This window comes from Actinoalloteichus hymeniacidonis (genome assembly GCF_014203365.1).
GTDB lineage: Bacteria > Actinomycetota > Actinomycetes > Mycobacteriales > Pseudonocardiaceae > Actinoalloteichus_A > Actinoalloteichus_A hymeniacidonis.
The window spans coordinates 2,299,085-2,313,703 of sequence record NZ_JACHIS010000001.1; the positions used below are offsets into that span (position 1 = coordinate 2,299,085).

The following is a 14,619-nucleotide window of genomic DNA, read 5'->3' on the forward strand; positions in this document are numbered from 1 at the left end:
GGGGGTACGAAACTCACAGGAAGATCCTCAGCGTCGAGTGGTCGGGTCGAGTGCGTCGCGTAGTGCGTCGCCGAACAAGTTGAATCCGAGACAGATCAGCAGGATTACCAGGCCCGGGAAGATCGCCGCCGTCGGGCTGCGCACCAGGTACTGCTGGGCGTCGGAGAGCATCACTCCCAGGCTGGGCGTCGGTGGTTGGATACCGAGTCCGAGGAAGGACAACGTCGCCTCGCCGATAACCGCGATCGGCATGATCACCGTGGCCTGCACGATGATCGCCGAGGTCGCGTTCGGCAGGATGTGCTGGCCGAGGATCCGGCCGCCGGAGGCGTCGAGCCCCTTGGCCGCGAGCACGAAGTCCTTACCCTTGAACCGCAGTGTCTCGGCGCGTACCACCCGGATCATGGTGGGGATCTGGGCGATGCCCAGCGCGATCGCCGCATTGGTCAGGCTCGGGCCGTTGATGGCCGCCAAGCCGACGGCCAGGATGAGGAACGGGAAGGCCAGCATCAGGTCGGTCAACCGCGACACGACCGCATCGAGCACCGGCCAATAACCGGCCAGCAGGCCCAGCGGGGTGCCGATCACGACGGCGAGCAGCACGGACAGCCCGCCCACCTGCAGCGAGGTGCGGGCACCGTGCAGGATCCTGGAGAGGATGTCCCGACCGAGATCATCGGTGCCCAGGGCGTATCCGATGGTCAGCGGCCGTTGGAATGGCGCGTCGAAATGCACCTCGGCGGGGGGATAGGGCGCGATCCAGGGTGCGAGGACTGCGGCCAGGACGACCAACAGCAGCAGGATCCCGCCGGTGATGCCCAGCGGGTTGCGCAGCAGTTCACGCCACACTCGACCTCGGGTCCTGGCGAGGTCGACGTGCACGGGCTCGGCAGCGGTGGACATCAGGCCTTACCTCCTACTCGGATCCGTGGGTCGATCAGGGTGTAGAGCACATCGACGGCGAGATTGATCAGGATGTAGGCGGCCGTGACCACGAGCACCACCGCCTGGATCACCGGGTAGTCCCGGCTGAACACCGAGTCGAGGGTGAGTTTTCCGAAGCCGGGCAGTCCGAAGATGCGCTCGGTGACCACCGCCCCCGAGATCAGCCCGCCGAGCTGCAGTCCCACGATCGTGACGACGGTGATCAGGCTGTTCCGCAACGCGTACCGCACCAACACGGTGCCGCGTCCCAACCCCTTCGCCCTGGCCGTGCGCACATAGTCGGCGCTCAGGGTCTCCAACATCGAGGCACGGGTCTGCCGCATGACCACACCCGCGATGGCGGTGCCCAGGATGATCGCGGGCAGTGTCAGATGCAGCAGCCCGCGCAACGGGTCCTCGAAGGGCGAGACATAGCCGGAGGCGGGGAACCAACCGAGGCCGACGGCGAGGTAGAGGATCGCCAGGATGCCCAACCAGAAGTTGGGTACCGACAGGGCGACCAGCGCGAACCCGTTGGCGGTCCATTCCGGCCACCGACCCCGGAACACCGCGGCCACCACGCCGGCCACCATGCCGAACAGGACGGCCACCACCAGCGCGTAGACCGACAGCTGGATCGTCACGGGCAGGGTGGTGCCGATCATCTCGGTCACCGGTGTCCCGGTGCGGACCGAATCGCCGAAGTCGCCGCGCAGGGCATTGGTCAGGAACCGCCAGTACTGCACGAGCACCGGCTGATCGAGGCCGAGATCGGCGCGAACGGCCGCCAGCTGCGCCGGATCGGCCTCCTCGCCCGCCATGGCCAGCGCCGGGTCGCCCGGTAGCGCCCGAACGCCGAGGAAGACCACCAGGGAGGCCAACAGCAGCGTGATCAGCGACTGCCAGGTCCGGGTGAACAGGTAGCGCCCCACGTCAGCCCTCCTCGATCAGGAAGCCCGCGCGGCCCAGCCGGACCACTCCGTCGGCGTAGACCTCCACGCCGCCGAGCTCGGAGCGGTGCGCGGTGAGGTTGCGCTGGCGGTACAGGTAGACGACCGGGTTGTCCCGATGGATGATCCGCACGATCTCGCCGTAGAGCTCGGTGCGCTCGGCCACGTCGTCGGTGGCGGTGGCCGCCGCGAGCAGATCGTCGACCTCGGCCGAGTTGTAGCCCGCGTAGTTGCTGCCCGCACCGGTCTCGTAGAAGTTCCTGATGTTGTTGTTCGGGTCGATCCGACCCGACCAGCCGAGCTGGACGGCGTCGAAGGTGCCCTGCGCTTGGACGTCGAGCAGCGTCGAGTACTCCACGGGCACGATCTCCAACTCGAAGCCGCCTTCGAGGACCGAGGCCTGCAACGCCTGGCTGAACCGCAGGGTGTCCGCGTTGTTGGCTGCGGAGATCTTGATCCGGTAGGGCGTCTCGACGCCCGCCTCGGCCAACAGCTGCCGCGACAGCTCCGGGTTGTATTCGGGACAGGCCTCGCTCGACTCGCTGCTGAACGGGCTGTCCGGGGAGATCGGCGAGCACGCCGGGTCGAACCAGTTGTTGAACACTGAGTTGACCAGCGCCTCCCGGTCCACGGCGTGGGAGAACGCCTGCCGGACTCGCGGGTCGGAGGCCAACGGGGTGTCGATCTCTCCCGCCTCGGCTCCGACGCCGTCCACATTGCCGACGTTGAAGGTGACGCCCTGGTAGCCCAGCGAACCGGTCTGGAGCACCTCGATGCCCGATTCGCGGTCGAGCGCGTCGACCTCGGTCGGCGAGATCGTGTCGGCGACCTGGACGTCGCCGGACCGTAGGTTCGCGGCCCGGATCGAGGGGTCGTTCATGATCCGGTAGGTGACCGTGTCGAGATGCACCTGGTCGGCGTCGTAGTACAGCGGATCCCGTTCGACGCTGATCGAGGTCTGCGGCACCCGGTCGACGAATTTGAACGGCCCGACGCAGACCGGTTGGGAACCGAAGTCGTCGCCGAGTTCCTCGATCGCCACCGGCGAGAGGATCATGCCCGCCCGGTCGGCAAGCGCGGCGGTGATGGGCGCGAACGGCTCGCTGTAGTGCAGCACGACGTGTTCGGGGTCGAGGACCTCGATGGACTCGATGGGCCCGAGTTCGGTACGGCGGGAGGAGTCCTCCTTCTCCAGGTGCCGCAGCAATGTGGTGCGCACGGCCTCGGCATCGAACTCGGCGCCGTCGGCGAAACTCACCCCGTTCCGCAGTGGGATGGTCACGCTGAGTCCGTCATCCGAGGTGGTGGGCAGTTCGGTCGCCAGCTGGGGGACGAGCTCACCCTCGGCATCGATGTCGTAGAGCTTCTCGCACACGCTGCTCATCACGTACCGGGTGTACAGCGAGGTCGACGTCGTCGGATCGAGCTCGTCCGGTTCGGAGGACAGACCCATCACGAGGTCGCCGCCCTCCTGAACCGGGGTGTCGCCGATCGGCGTTCCCGTGACGTCCTGCCGGTCCCCGACGGGCGGGGGCGGTTGGACCGGCGAGCAGGCGCCCGCGGCCACCGTGACCAGCGCCACCGCGCCAATGGCCAGCGCGCCGCGAACTCGAGTTCGGACCCGGAGCGCGCCGCGCACCCGACGGGTGCCCGACGCGGAGTTCGGGTGGGTCATGCGGGACCTCACAGAACATCAGGAATGTATACGATCCTAGACCTTAGGTTGGCGATGTTTCCACGATGTTTCCGCAGGTGCAATGGGTTCTTGGTCATCAATTGATGCGAGCACTACCCGGTGCCGACCGTTTTGTATACGATCGCCGCCGTTGTGGTGCCCCTGCGAGGTAGGGCCGTGGGCATCGGGATGCCGAGAGCACAGAGGTCAGCCGTGGCGGAGCAGGAACCCATGTCGAGAGGTCTCGACATGGCGACGCATGAGCCGCGCCGCCCCCTCGATGTCGCCCGTCTCGATCGCCGAGGCGATCAGCCGGTGCTCGATCCACGAACTCTCCGCCCGCACCGCGACATCGGCGGTGTAGATCCACTCGATCTTGCCTGCGAGCTGGCGCAGCATGGCGGTCAGACCCGGATTGTCGGCGATCTCGGCGATCGTCAGATGGAATCGGGTGTTCAGGTCCGTCAGGTCCTGCCTACGGCCCTCGGCCAGGGCGGCATCGCCCGCGTCGACCACGGCCATCAACGCGGCCACCCCCGTCGCTCCCGCCCGGGCGGCGGCACGTCGGGTGGTGCGCTCCTCGACGGTGGCCCGCACGGCGAACAGATCGTCGGCGTCCTCGGTGTCCAATGCGGCGACCGTCGACCCGGCATAGGGCCGCGAGACCACGAACCCCTCGGTCTCCAACACCCGGAAGGCCTCCCGGATCGGCACCCGCGAGACCCCGTAGGTCTCGCTCAACGCGGCCTCGGTGATCCGGGTACCCGGCGCCAACACGCCCCGGATGATGTCGCGCCGGATTCGGCCTGCGACCCGCTCACTGAGGCTGGCCACGGTGCGCTCCTGACCTTCGATGCGGCAGAAACCTCAGCATATCCGTGCCTCCCGATGGTCTGGGAGCCGACGAGAACAGGACCACAGCGTTGACCAGCAGCTCCGAGGACACCCGCGCGCGTACCCATCTTTTTCTGATGCTGGCGCTGACCTTCTCGACCGGAGTGATCGACGCCGTCGGTTATCTGGGCCTCGACCGCGTCTTCACCGGCAACATGACCGGCAACGTCGTTCTGCTCGGCATGGGTGTCGTAGACGGCGGCGCGGGCGAGGACGGGGCCGGGCTTCCGGTGCTGCGCCCCGCGTTGGCCCTGTTCGGCTACCTCGTCGGGGCGGCCATCGCCGGACGCGCCCTGCGCAAGGCCGGTCCCGGCTGGACCACGCACACCACCGTGCTGCTCGGCATCGTCGCAGGCGCGTTGCTCGCACTGTCCGGTGTCCTCTTGGTGACCGGGTCCGAGCCACGGGACCCGGTGGGCGCGCTGATCACCACCGGAATGGCCGTGGTGATGGGCATCCAGGCGGCGGCGGCCCGACGGCTCGCGGTCAAGGACGTCACCACGGTCGTGGTCACCTCGACCCTGACCGGACTGGCCGCCGACTCACGACTGGCGGGCGGCGACGGGCGATTCTGGGCCCGCCGAGTGAGCGCGGTGGTCCTCATCCTGCTCGGCGCCCTGGTCGGCGCGGCCCTGCTGCTCTGGCACATCGCGGCTGCGCTGCTGGTCTCGGTGCTGATCACCGCCGTGGTCGCCGTGCTCGGCCACCGCACCAGGAACCCGATCGCGGAGCCCGTAGCCCGATCCGCCGCGTGATCATCGTAATGCCCGCTCGGCCGGGTGGCGGTGTACCGATTGAGAAAGCCGCTACCTGCGGGGAACCGAAGGGGTGTGTTCAGCGACCTGTGTGATGACGATCGCCCGCCGTGGGGCACCGGACCAGCGGTCCGGTGCCCTTTCGATCGGCTCGGCGGAGGGCGTCATGACGCGGATGGAGCACCGATGGACACCGAGGACTCACCGACGGCGCGAGCCGACGGGGCAGCCACCGGGACGACAGACCCGGTGAGACCCGAGACGACGGGTAACGGACAACCAGTTCGAAGTACGCAGCGGACGGCGCAGTCGGCCGATCCGGCGGCGGCAGAGCCTGCCGACACACCGACCGTGCCGCGCGATGCGTCGGACACCGTGAGTGCGGCGAGCAATGGCGCAGGCCGTTCGGCGTGGTCATACCTGCGGCCCCTGGTGCTGCGGCTGCACTTCTACGCGGGAGTGTTCGTCGCCCCGCTGCTGGTCATCGCGGCGTTCACCGGACTGCTCTATGTCTTCACCCCGCAGCTGGAACAGGCGATCTACGACCACGAGCTGCACGTTCCAGCCGGTCAGACCGTGCAGCCCTTGGCCGACCAGGTCCAGGCGGCTCAACAGGCGCGGCCCGACGACGAGCTGATGGCCATCCGTCCTGGCCCGACGGAGACCGACACCACCCAGGTGATCTTCCATGCCCCCGACCTGGCGGAGAGCTACCGCCGGACGGTCTTCGTAGACCCCTATACGACCGAGGTGCGGGGCGTCCTGGAGACCTACGGCAGCGGCCAGGCCCTGCCGGTGCGCGGCTGGATCGACTGGCTGCACCGGGGTCTACACCTCGGCGACTTCGGCAGGCTCTACAGCGAGCTCGCCGCGAGCTGGCTGTGGCTCATCGTCTCGGTGGGTGTCGTGCTCTGGGTGGTGCGTCGCCGGACGGGTCGTCGGGCCAGGGCCGTACTCGCGCCCGCGCGCGGGCCTGCGGGTCGACGTCGAACCATGTCCTGGCACGGATCCGTGGGGGTGTGGGCCGCGGCCGGTCTGATCGCGTTGTCGGCGACCGGCCTGACCTGGTCGACCTTCGCGGGCGAGAACGTCGGCGCCCTGCGGTCCATGTTGTCCTGGGAGACACCGGCCGTGTCCACCGAACTGCCCGCCGGGACCGGTTCCGCCGCGGAATCGAGCGGCGCATCGAGCGGCGACATCGGGGTAGACCAGGTCCGGGAGACGGCACTGTCCGAGGGACTGACCGGGCCACTGGAGATCACCCCGCCCACCGAGCCGGGCACCGCCTACAAGGCTCAGGAGGTCGGCCGTACCTGGCCGACGGAACAGGACGGGATCGCGGTCGCCCCCGGCAGCGGCGAGGTCATCGACGTCGTGCGCTTCGAGGACTATTCGTTGGCGGCCAAGCTCGCGCGCTGGGGCGTCGATGCCCACATGGGGCTGCTGTTCGGTTGGGTGAACCAGGCCGTACTGGTGTTCCTGGCCGTGTCGTTGATGGCGGTGATCTTCTGGGGCTATCGGATGTGGTGGCAGCGTCGCCCGGCCAGGGGCGGCGGATTCGTCTTCGGTAGGCCGCCGACCAGGGGCGCCTGGCGGCGCATTCCCGGCCGGGTCTTGGCACCGGTGATCCTGGCAGGCGTCTTCGTGGCCTATTTCGTGCCGCTGCTGGGTGCCTCGCTGCTGGTGTTCCTCCTGATCGACGTCCTACTCGGGGTTCGGGCCCGCCGGCGCGGTGATCCCGATAGAGCGGCAGCCACAGGCTCCGAGGACCTCGAGCTCGGCAGCACGGCCGCCGCCACCGCCGATTCGGTCGTGCCTGCGCAGAAATCCGACCGCACCCCCGAGAACACCGGAGGAATCTGATGGTCGAGGGCCCACTGCTTCAATGGCTGTTCACCCTGGGTTTCGGGCTGGCCGCGGTCGGATTCCTCCGAGGCGTGCTGGCACGCCGTACCGAGGGAACCGGACCGGACCTGCCGGGACGGGTCTCCGCGCTGACCCATCTGGTGATGTGCGTTGCGATGATCGCGATGACATGGCCGTGGGGGATGAGCGTGCCCGCCACCCCGCAACTGGTGTTCTTCACGCTGGCCGCCGCCTGGTTCCTGGCGCTGGCCGTCGGGCGGATGCGCGCGGAACCGGCCGACGGCCTCTCGTCGACCGCCCGTAGACGTGGCCTGCCCAGCGGCCTCGCCTCGCAGCTGCATCACAGCCTGATGATGGCCGCCATGGTGTGGATGATCGTCATCATGCCCGCCGCGATGTCGGCGCCGAGCTCGGGCGGCGGCGGCCACAACCATGGACTCGCGGCGGCAGGCGCGGTCGAAGCGGGCGGGCCGGTACTCGCCGCCGTCGGGTCGGCTCCGGGAGTGTTGGGCTTGACCACCGGCGTCGCCGTGTTCACCGGTCTGGTGGGGCTGTACTTCGTGCTGGCCTCGCTGCGGCCGATCGCGGGCGCCGTCGATGCCGCCCAGGCCGCATTGCGGGCGACGGACCTCGGACGGACCGCTAGACGAGGGTCCACCGTGGTCAGCGAGCCCTATCTACCCGGCACGGACGCTCCACCCGGCGACACCCTCATCGAGGCCGCGGCCGATCCGGCGCCGGTCGGCACGGGCGATCGGTCCGTGCTGCGGATCAAGGCATTCGACGCCGCCTGTCACGCGGTGATGAGCCTCGGCATGGGGATCATGCTGTTGGTGATGCTCTGAGGTGATCCTGCCGCGTCCGCACTCGGCGGACGCGGCAGGTCTGCTCACCCGGTGGTCTGGTCGATCAGGGTCTCGAAGCCGTCCAGTACGCGGCAGAGCCCGAAGCGGTAGGCGTGCTCGGGGTCGGCGGCGCCCTGGTGTTCTTCGCCTGCGGCCGTCCCCACTCGCGAGGCCGTCGGATACCGCGTCGGATCGAGCATCTTCGCGAGCAGCGGTTCGTTGGCGGCCCACCACTGCTCGTCGTTCATCGTGCTCTCCCGCGCCGCGATCTCCCGATCGGCGGCGACCCGTGCGACGTTGTGCACGAAGCCGAGCAGGAAGGCGAGCGCGGCGTCCATCTCGATATCGGGCAGTCCGAGCCCTTCGAAGGCCAGCAGTTCGTGCTCGTACTTCGCCATCTGACCGGGCCCGAGCACCGGTCGGGTGGTGGAGGCGGCGGCCACCCAGGGATGCGCCTGTAGCAGCGCTCGGTTCTCCTCGGCGATCGAGGTCACCCGTTCGCGCCAGGGCCGGTCGCCGTGGTCGGCGCGCGGCATCGCCAGATAGACGCTGTCGAGCATCATCTCCAGCAGCTCCGCCTTGCCCGGCACATAGGTGTAGAGCGACATCGGGGCGACCCCGAGTGATTCGGCGACCCGACGCATCGTGACGGCTTCGAGGCCCGCGCTGTCGGCCAGCGTGATCGCGGCGTCGACGACGGCGTCGATGGTCAGCCCTTGACGTGGTCCTCGGCCCGGTCGTCCGGCGCCCGGCTCCCGCCACAGCAGAGCCAGTGTCCTGGCCGGATCGGCCGGCCCGTTTCGATCTCCGGCCATGGGGACATCCTTGCACGACTAACTCTGTACGGTGTACAACGTACAAAGTACGAAGTTGGTATCCCGGGTCGGCACCGCCCGTCGGCTTCCACCGATGTCCGTGGCCCTACCGAGGATCACCGCCGTGGGAAATGGGGACATCCATGCAGGTAAGCAGCACGACCATCGCGTTCACCGTCGACGATCTGGAGGCATCGCGCGACTTCTTCCGCGATCACTTCGGCTACACGGTCGCGATGGCGGCCGATGACTTCGTCTCGCTGACCCGCGAGGACGGCGCGATCGATCTGGTGTTCCACCGGACGGGACTCGAGGTACTGCCCGAGAACCTTCGCTACCGCCGGGCATCGGGCGCCATCGTCGCCTTCGTCGTCGAGGATCTGGAGGCAGAACAGGATCGACTGCGGGCCGAGGGCGTCGAGATCACCCTCCCGCTCCGGGTGGAGCCCTGGGGCGAACGCCTCTTCATGGTGGCCGACCCGAACGGTATCCCCGTCGAACTCCTCGATTGGGCGGGCGGCGCCGAGGAACAGCAAGCAGCGCAGAGCTGACCCAGCCCGGTTCGCTTGCGTCGCATGCCCCGCCCCCAGAAGAAGAGGCACCTCTTTGTCACCTACCCAGCACAACGGCCACCGAGACCACGCCGGCTACCTCGACCACATCGAGATCACCGGCGCTCGCGAGAACAACCTGAAGAACATCTCCCTGCGCATCCCGAAACGGCAGCTCACCGTGGTCACCGGTGTGTCCGGCTCGGGGAAGTCCTCGTTGGTGTTCGACACGATCGCCGCCGAGGCCCAGCGGCAACTCAACGAGACCTTCACGACCTTCGTGCGTAACCGGTTGCCCCGCCATGGCAGACCCGAGGTCGACACCGTCGACAACCTCTCGGCCGCCATCGTGGTCGATCAGAAGCGGATCGTCGGCAACTCACGGTCGACCGTCGGCACCATCACCGACACCTATGCGCTGCTGCGATTGTTGTTCTCGCGGGTGGGCATGCCCTACGTCGGCTCCTCCAACGCCTTCTCGTTCAACGATCCGGCGGGCATGTGCCCGGAATGCGAGGGCCTCGGCCGCAAGGTCACACTCGACCTGGCGGTGTTCCTCGACCGGACGCGATCCCTGAACGACGGTGCGCTGCTGCATCCCAACTTCGCCGTCGGTGGCTGGTACTGGAAGCTCTACGCCAACTCCGGGCTCTTCGACAACGACAAGGCGCTGATCGACTACACCGAGTCCGAGTGGCAGACACTGTTGTACGGCACCGATGCCAAGGTCGCCCTCGAATGGGCGGGCGGCGAGATCGACTCCCGCTATGAGGGGTTGGTCGAGCGGTTCACCAGGGTCTACCTGAAGAAGGACCCCGGCGAGATGTCCGACCGCAACCGCGCGATCCTCGAACGCTTCGTCACGCCTGCAACCTGCCCGACCTGCCATGGCGCTCGGCTGAACCCCGCCGCGCTCGGCTGCACGATCGACGGCCGCAACATCGCCGAACTCGCCGACCTGGAAGTGGTCGACCTGATCGGCGTGATCGCGGCGACCTCGACGGTCAACGCGGAACCGGTGGTGGCGAGCCTGCTGGAGCGGCTCGGCGATCTGATCGACATCGGCCTCGGATATCTGAGTCTCAACCGCGAGACCTCGACCCTGTCCGGTGGCGAGGCCCAACGCATCAAGACGGTCCGCCATCTGGGGAGCAGCCTCACCGAGATGATCTACATCTTCGACGAGCCGAGCATCGGCCTGCATCCGAGGGACGTCATCAGGCTGACTGGTCTGCTGCGTCGGCTGCGGGACAAGGGCAACACCGTACTGGTGGTCGAGCACGACCGGGACGTCATCGAGATCGCCGACCACGTCGTCGACATCGGACCCGGCGCGGGCGCCGACGGCGGCGAGGTGGTGTATTCCGGCGAGGTGTCGGGCCTGGCAGGCGCGCCGACTCCCACCGGAACCCACCTGCGGCGGCGGATGCCGATCAAGGCCGTCTTCCGGACTCCGACCCACTCGATGCCGATCGAGCACGCCACCCGGCACAATCTCGACGACGTCGGCGTCGACTTACCCGCCGGGGTGTTCACCGTGGTGACCGGGGTGGCCGGCTCCGGGAAGAGCACCCTGATCAACGAGGTCTTCCTCGCCGCGCATCCGGACGCGATCGTGATCGACCAGGCCGCCGTCGGCGTGTCCCTGCGCTCCACCCCGGCGACCTATACCGGGATGATGGACGAGATCCGCAAGCTGTTCGCCAAGGTCAACGGTGTACGCCCCGCGCTGTTCAGCGGCAACTCGGCCGGAGCGTGCCCCGAATGTCAGGGCTTGGGCATCATCTACACCGACCTCGCCTTCATGGACGGTCTCAAGTCGACCTGCGAACGCTGTGCGGGCAGCCGATTCCGGCCGGAGGTGCTCGAGCATCGGGTCCGGGGCCGGTCGATCGCCGACGTGCTGCGGATGCGCGCCGCCGAGGCCGCCGAGTTCTTCGTCGAGAAGCGCATCCAGCAGATCGTGCAGGCCATGATCGATGTCGGACTCGACTACCTCACCCTCGGACAGCCGATGAGCACCCTGTCGGGCGGCGAGTGTCAACGCATCAAACTGGCCACCGAGCTGCACAAGAGCGGCACCGTGTACGTGATGGACGAGCCGACCACGGGCCTGCATATGGCCGATGTCGCGCACCTGCTCGGCATCATCGACCGACTCGTCGACCGGGGGAACTCGGTGATCGTGATCGAGCACGACCTCGACGTCGTCAAGAACGCCGACTGGGTGGTGGATCTCGGCCCGGAAGGCGGCAGCGCGGGCGGTCGGGTCCTCTTCGAGGGGACCCCGGCCGATCTACTCGGCACTGCAGGCTCGCATACCGCCGCCTTCCTCCGCCAGGATCTCGGACTACCGCCGATGACGATCTGATCGCTCCGGCCGGCGTTGGCCCGGTGGCTCTCAGAGCGGAGCCAGGGTGCCCGCCGATCCCTTGGCGTGTTCGAGAGCCGCGCCCACCTGGATCAGCCTCGACTCCTCCATCGGCCGGCCGATCAGCTGCATTCCGATCGGTAGTCCGGCGGAATCCTGCCCGACCGGCAGGGTCAAGGCCGGCATTCCGGTCAGGTTGGCAGGCTCGGTGAAACGCAGCAGCGCGTCGGTGACCGTCTCGGTGCTGCCATCGGGCCAGCGCACCTCATCCTGTTCGGCGGGGACGGCCGTGATCGGCGTGGTGGGCGTCGCGAGCACGTCGATGTCGGCGAACATCTCCAGCCAGCCGTGGTGGAGTAGTCGTCGTGCGCGCTGCGCCCGCAGATAGTCCGTGGCGGGCAGCAGGGTCGCCGCCTCCAACACGGTGCGGACGTCGTCGCCGTACTTCGCCGCCGAGTCGCGCAGGCTGCGCCGGTGCAGCTCGGCGGCCTCGGGGAACAGAACCCCGACGCGGATGGCCTGGGCATAGTGCGCCATCGGAATCGGCACCTCCACCGGGATGGCGCCGAGGTCGACGAGGGCGACGATGGCGGCCGCCACCGCATCCCGCACCTCGTCGACCACCCGGTCGAAGAAGAACTCTGTCGGCACACCCACCCGCAGACCCGTCAACTCGTGCCCGATCAGTCGCCGTCGGTTCTCGGCCGTCACCGCGAGGCTCGCCGGATCACGCGGATCGTGGCCCGCCATGGCATCCAGCAGGGTCGCGGCGTCCGCGACGGTGCGGGCGATCGGGCCGACATGATCCAGCGACCAGCTCAGCGGGGTGACTCCGGTGGTGGGGACTAGCCCGTAGGTCGGTTTGAGACCGACGACGCCGCACAACGCGGCGGGAATCCGAATCGACCCGCCGGTATCGGTGCCGAGCGCGGCGATCGCCGTCCCACTGGCCACCGCCGCCGCCGACCCACCGCTGGAGCCACCCACGATGCGGTCCGGCGACCACGGGTTGTTGGTGCCGGGAGTACGGACGCCTGCGGCGAACTCGTGCGTGTGGGTCTTGCCGATCGACACCGCGCCCGCCCGCTGCACCGACTCGACCACGGCCGCATCCGCCGTCGGAACGCGCCCGGCATGCACCAGGGAACCCGAGGCCGTCGGGATTCCGGCGGTGTCGATGAGGTCCTTTACCCCGATCGGGATTCCGTGCAGTGGGCTGCGCGGGCCCAACGCGTCGATCTCGCCGTCGGCCACGGCCGCCGCCTGCCGGGCGGAGTCGGCGGTCACGGTGGCGTAGGCCGAGACGGTGTCCTCGACCGTGTCGAGCCGATCGAGCACCGATTCGGTGAGTTCACTCGGTAAGAGCGTCAGATCGGCGATGGCCTGCGCGGCTGTGGCGAGGTTCAGTCGGTAGGGCTCGCTCATCGGTCGGCGCTCCTGGGGTCGAAGATCGAGGCGGGGGCGGTGGTCTCGTAGTCCGGCTCGTCGAGGGCGGCCAGCGTGGCGCGGATCCCGTTGAACGTGGCGGTGACCTGCGGCAACCGTTCAGATGGGAGATCGAGCTCGGCGTGCATCGCCAGTGCGGCGACCTCGGCGGCGGTCAGGTCGGTGGGCATCGGTTCGTTCCCCTTCGGGTGTTGGAGTTCTCGGGTCGTCTCAGGCGGCGGGCGGCGGGTTCGTGCTGGGGGTGTCCTGACGGAGCAGGGTTCCGAGGAAGGCCACCAGCGCCAGCAGGATCACGGCCGCACCGAAGTAGCCGGTGGCCGCGGGCACCCCGATGGAGTTCGCGGCGATGCCCGCGATCACGGCTGGAACACAATTGCCCAGGTAGCAGACGATGTAGAAGGTGGACATCAGCCCGGCGCGCTCGTGTGGTTCGGCCAGCGGGATGAGGGTGCGCATCGCGCCGAGGAATCCGCAGCCGAAGCCGATGCCTGCCAGCACGGTGCCCGGATAGAACAACAGTGCCGATCCCATGCTCACCCCGAGCAGGGTGATCGCCAGCCCGCCGAGCAGTGCCGATGAGCCGATGCGGATCAGCCGTCTCGGTGCCGCCGAGCGCAACAGGAACACCGCGACGGCACCGCTGCTGGTGAGGGTGAACACGAGCAGTCCGCCGGTCAACGCGGAATCCGAGCCGGTGACCAGCTGGGCGAGCGACGGCCCGAGGGAGAGATAGAAACCTCCGAGCGCCCACGCCGCCACCGCTGCCGGGCCGACCAGGAACAGGGTGCGGCGGGCTCTCGGTGGCACCCCGATCCTGGGTCGCAACGAGGCCACCGCGCCCGGCCGCCGGGCGGCGGTCTCGGGTAGCACCGTGAGTGCGAACGCCTGGCCGATGAACGCCACCAATAGGAGCAGGAAGACCAGCCGCATCGGAATGGGCGCGAACTCGACGAGCAGGCTCGCTCCGAGCGCGCCCAACGCCATCCCGGCGACCGGCGACACGCTGTTGATCAGGCCGCCGTGGGCGCGCGCGGTGTCGAGCAGGCCTGCGGCCAGCGCGCCCGTCGCGGTGCCGGTGGCCAGCCCCTGCACCACTCGGGCGACCAGCACCGTGCCCGCGTTCTCGGCGACCAGGAACAGCACCATCGCGAGGCTCACGCCGATGAGCGCGGCGAGGACGGTGGGTTTGCGACCCACATGGTCGGAGATCCGCCCCACCACCAGCAGCGCGACCAGCAGACTAGCGGCGTAGACGCCGAAGAGGATCGTCAGCGTGCTGGGCGCGAGGTCCCATTGCTGCTGGTAGATGCGGTAGATCGGGCTCGGCGCGCTGGAGGCGGCCATGAAGGTGATCAAGATGATCGCCTGTAACGCGGTAGCCGCGCCGGGACCGAGACTCCGGCGGCGCGTGGATGGATCGAGCGTGGACGTGGTCATCGAACTCCCAGCCTTAAAGCGAAGATTTCGCTTTAGCTGACGGTAGACCGCGACCGGCGTCTAACGCAAATACTGTGCGTTAAGCTGGTC

At 68.5% G+C, this 14,619-nt stretch carries 13 protein-coding genes; 5 read left to right on the plus strand and 8 right to left on the minus strand.

Annotated elements, in window-relative coordinates; all coding sequences use genetic code 11:
• Window positions 1-27: 27 nt before the first annotated feature.
• From BKA25_RS10125 to BKA25_RS10140, 4 genes are all read right to left on the minus strand, one after another.
• The gene (locus BKA25_RS10125) at window positions 28-903 is read right to left on the minus strand and encodes an ABC transporter permease (RefSeq protein ID WP_069850342.1); all 876 of its coding nucleotides are present in this window, start codon (window positions 901-903) and stop codon (window positions 28-30) included.
• Window positions 903-1,856: an ABC transporter permease gene (locus BKA25_RS10130; protein ID WP_069850340.1), complete on the minus strand. Its 954-nt coding sequence runs from the start codon at window positions 1,854-1,856 to the stop codon at window positions 903-905. Before BKA25_RS10130 ends, BKA25_RS10125 begins: the two co-directional genes overlap by 1 nt.
• Before the next feature lies 1 nt (window position 1,857).
• Window positions 1,858-3,549, minus strand: coding sequence for an ABC transporter substrate-binding protein (locus tag BKA25_RS10135; RefSeq protein WP_084643163.1), 1,692 nt, complete (start codon window positions 3,547-3,549; stop codon window positions 1,858-1,860).
• A gap of 207 nt (window positions 3,550-3,756) precedes the next feature.
• Window positions 3,757-4,383, minus strand: a complete 627-nt coding sequence (locus tag BKA25_RS10140) for a GntR family transcriptional regulator (RefSeq protein ID WP_069850338.1) — start codon at window positions 4,381-4,383, stop codon at window positions 3,757-3,759.
• Window positions 4,384-4,472: 89 nt separating this feature from the next.
• On the opposite strand from BKA25_RS10140, the gene BKA25_RS10145 reads away from it, so the two are divergent.
• The 3 genes from BKA25_RS10145 to BKA25_RS10155 all read left to right on the plus strand — a co-directional run bounded on the left by BKA25_RS10145 (window position 4,473) and on the right by BKA25_RS10155 (window position 7,909).
• Window positions 4,473-5,198, plus strand: coding sequence for a YoaK family protein (locus tag BKA25_RS10145; protein WP_216637739.1), 726 nt, complete (start codon window positions 4,473-4,475; stop codon window positions 5,196-5,198).
• Between the two features lie 186 nt (window positions 5,199-5,384).
• The gene (locus BKA25_RS10150; protein ID WP_069850336.1) at window positions 5,385-7,061 is read left to right on the plus strand and encodes a PepSY-associated TM helix domain-containing protein; all 1,677 of its coding nucleotides are present in this window, start codon (window positions 5,385-5,387) and stop codon (window positions 7,059-7,061) included.
• The gene (locus BKA25_RS10155) at window positions 7,061-7,909 is read left to right on the plus strand and encodes a DUF5134 domain-containing protein (RefSeq protein ID WP_069850334.1); all 849 of its coding nucleotides are present in this window, start codon (window positions 7,061-7,063) and stop codon (window positions 7,907-7,909) included. The genes BKA25_RS10150 and BKA25_RS10155 overlap by 1 nt, the downstream gene beginning before the upstream one ends.
• A gap of 44 nt (window positions 7,910-7,953) precedes the next feature.
• Here the strand turns inward: BKA25_RS10155 and BKA25_RS10160 are convergent, their stop codons facing one another.
• Window positions 7,954-8,724: a TetR/AcrR family transcriptional regulator gene (locus tag BKA25_RS10160; protein WP_069850332.1), complete on the minus strand. Its 771-nt coding sequence runs from the start codon at window positions 8,722-8,724 to the stop codon at window positions 7,954-7,956.
• Between the two features lie 143 nt (window positions 8,725-8,867).
• On the opposite strand from BKA25_RS10160, the gene BKA25_RS10165 reads away from it, so the two are divergent.
• Together BKA25_RS10165 and BKA25_RS10170 are read left to right on the plus strand one after the other, a co-directional pair.
• On the plus strand, window positions 8,868-9,275 hold the full coding sequence (locus BKA25_RS10165) for a VOC family protein (protein ID WP_069850330.1): 408 nt from the start codon (window positions 8,868-8,870) through the stop codon (window positions 9,273-9,275).
• A 55-nt stretch (window positions 9,276-9,330) separates the two neighbouring features.
• The gene (locus BKA25_RS10170; protein ID WP_069850328.1) at window positions 9,331-11,646 is read left to right on the plus strand and encodes an ATP-binding cassette domain-containing protein; all 2,316 of its coding nucleotides are present in this window, start codon (window positions 9,331-9,333) and stop codon (window positions 11,644-11,646) included.
• 30 nt (window positions 11,647-11,676) lie between these two features.
• Here BKA25_RS10170 and BKA25_RS10175 read toward each other — a convergent pair whose 3' ends face one another.
• From BKA25_RS10175 to BKA25_RS10185, 3 genes are read right to left on the minus strand one after another with little or no spacing between them, the layout of a single operon-like run.
• Window positions 11,677-13,071, minus strand: a complete 1,395-nt coding sequence (locus BKA25_RS10175; protein ID WP_069850327.1) for an Asp-tRNA(Asn)/Glu-tRNA(Gln) amidotransferase GatCAB subunit A — start codon at window positions 13,069-13,071, stop codon at window positions 11,677-11,679.
• The gene (locus tag BKA25_RS10180) at window positions 13,068-13,262 is read right to left on the minus strand and encodes a hypothetical protein (protein WP_069850325.1); all 195 of its coding nucleotides are present in this window, start codon (window positions 13,260-13,262) and stop codon (window positions 13,068-13,070) included. The genes BKA25_RS10175 and BKA25_RS10180 overlap by 4 nt, the downstream gene beginning before the upstream one ends.
• 40 nt (window positions 13,263-13,302) lie before the next feature.
• On the minus strand, window positions 13,303-14,529 hold the full coding sequence (locus tag BKA25_RS10185) for an MFS transporter (protein WP_069850323.1): 1,227 nt from the start codon (window positions 14,527-14,529) through the stop codon (window positions 13,303-13,305).
• Window positions 14,530-14,619: the final 90 nt, after the last annotated feature.

Bases quoted from the DNA above. Each gene is read 5' to 3' on its own strand.
- BKA25_RS10125 (WP_069850342.1), bottom strand. From the start codon at position 903: ATGTCCACCGCTGCCGAGCCCGTGCACGTCGACCTCGCCAGGACCCGA.
- BKA25_RS10135 (WP_084643163.1), bottom strand. From the start codon at position 3,549: ATGACCCACCCGAACTCCGCGTCGGGCACCCGTCGGGTGCGCGGCGCG.
- BKA25_RS10150 (WP_069850336.1), top strand. From the start codon at position 5,385: ATGGACACCGAGGACTCACCGACGGCGCGAGCCGACGGGGCAGCCACC.
- BKA25_RS10155 (WP_069850334.1), top strand. From the start codon at position 7,061: ATGGTCGAGGGCCCACTGCTTCAATGGCTGTTCACCCTGGGTTTCGGG.
- BKA25_RS10160 (WP_069850332.1), bottom strand. From the start codon at position 8,724: ATGGCCGGAGATCGAAACGGGCCGGCCGATCCGGCCAGGACACTGGCT.
- BKA25_RS10165 (WP_069850330.1), top strand. From the start codon at position 8,868: ATGCAGGTAAGCAGCACGACCATCGCGTTCACCGTCGACGATCTGGAG.
- BKA25_RS10175 (WP_069850327.1), bottom strand. From the start codon at position 13,071: ATGAGCGAGCCCTACCGACTGAACCTCGCCACAGCCGCGCAGGCCATC.
- BKA25_RS10180 (WP_069850325.1), bottom strand. From the start codon at position 13,262: ATGCCCACCGACCTGACCGCCGCCGAGGTCGCCGCACTGGCGATGCAC.
- BKA25_RS10185 (WP_069850323.1), bottom strand. From the start codon at position 14,529: ATGACCACGTCCACGCTCGATCCATCCACGCGCCGCCGGAGTCTCGGT.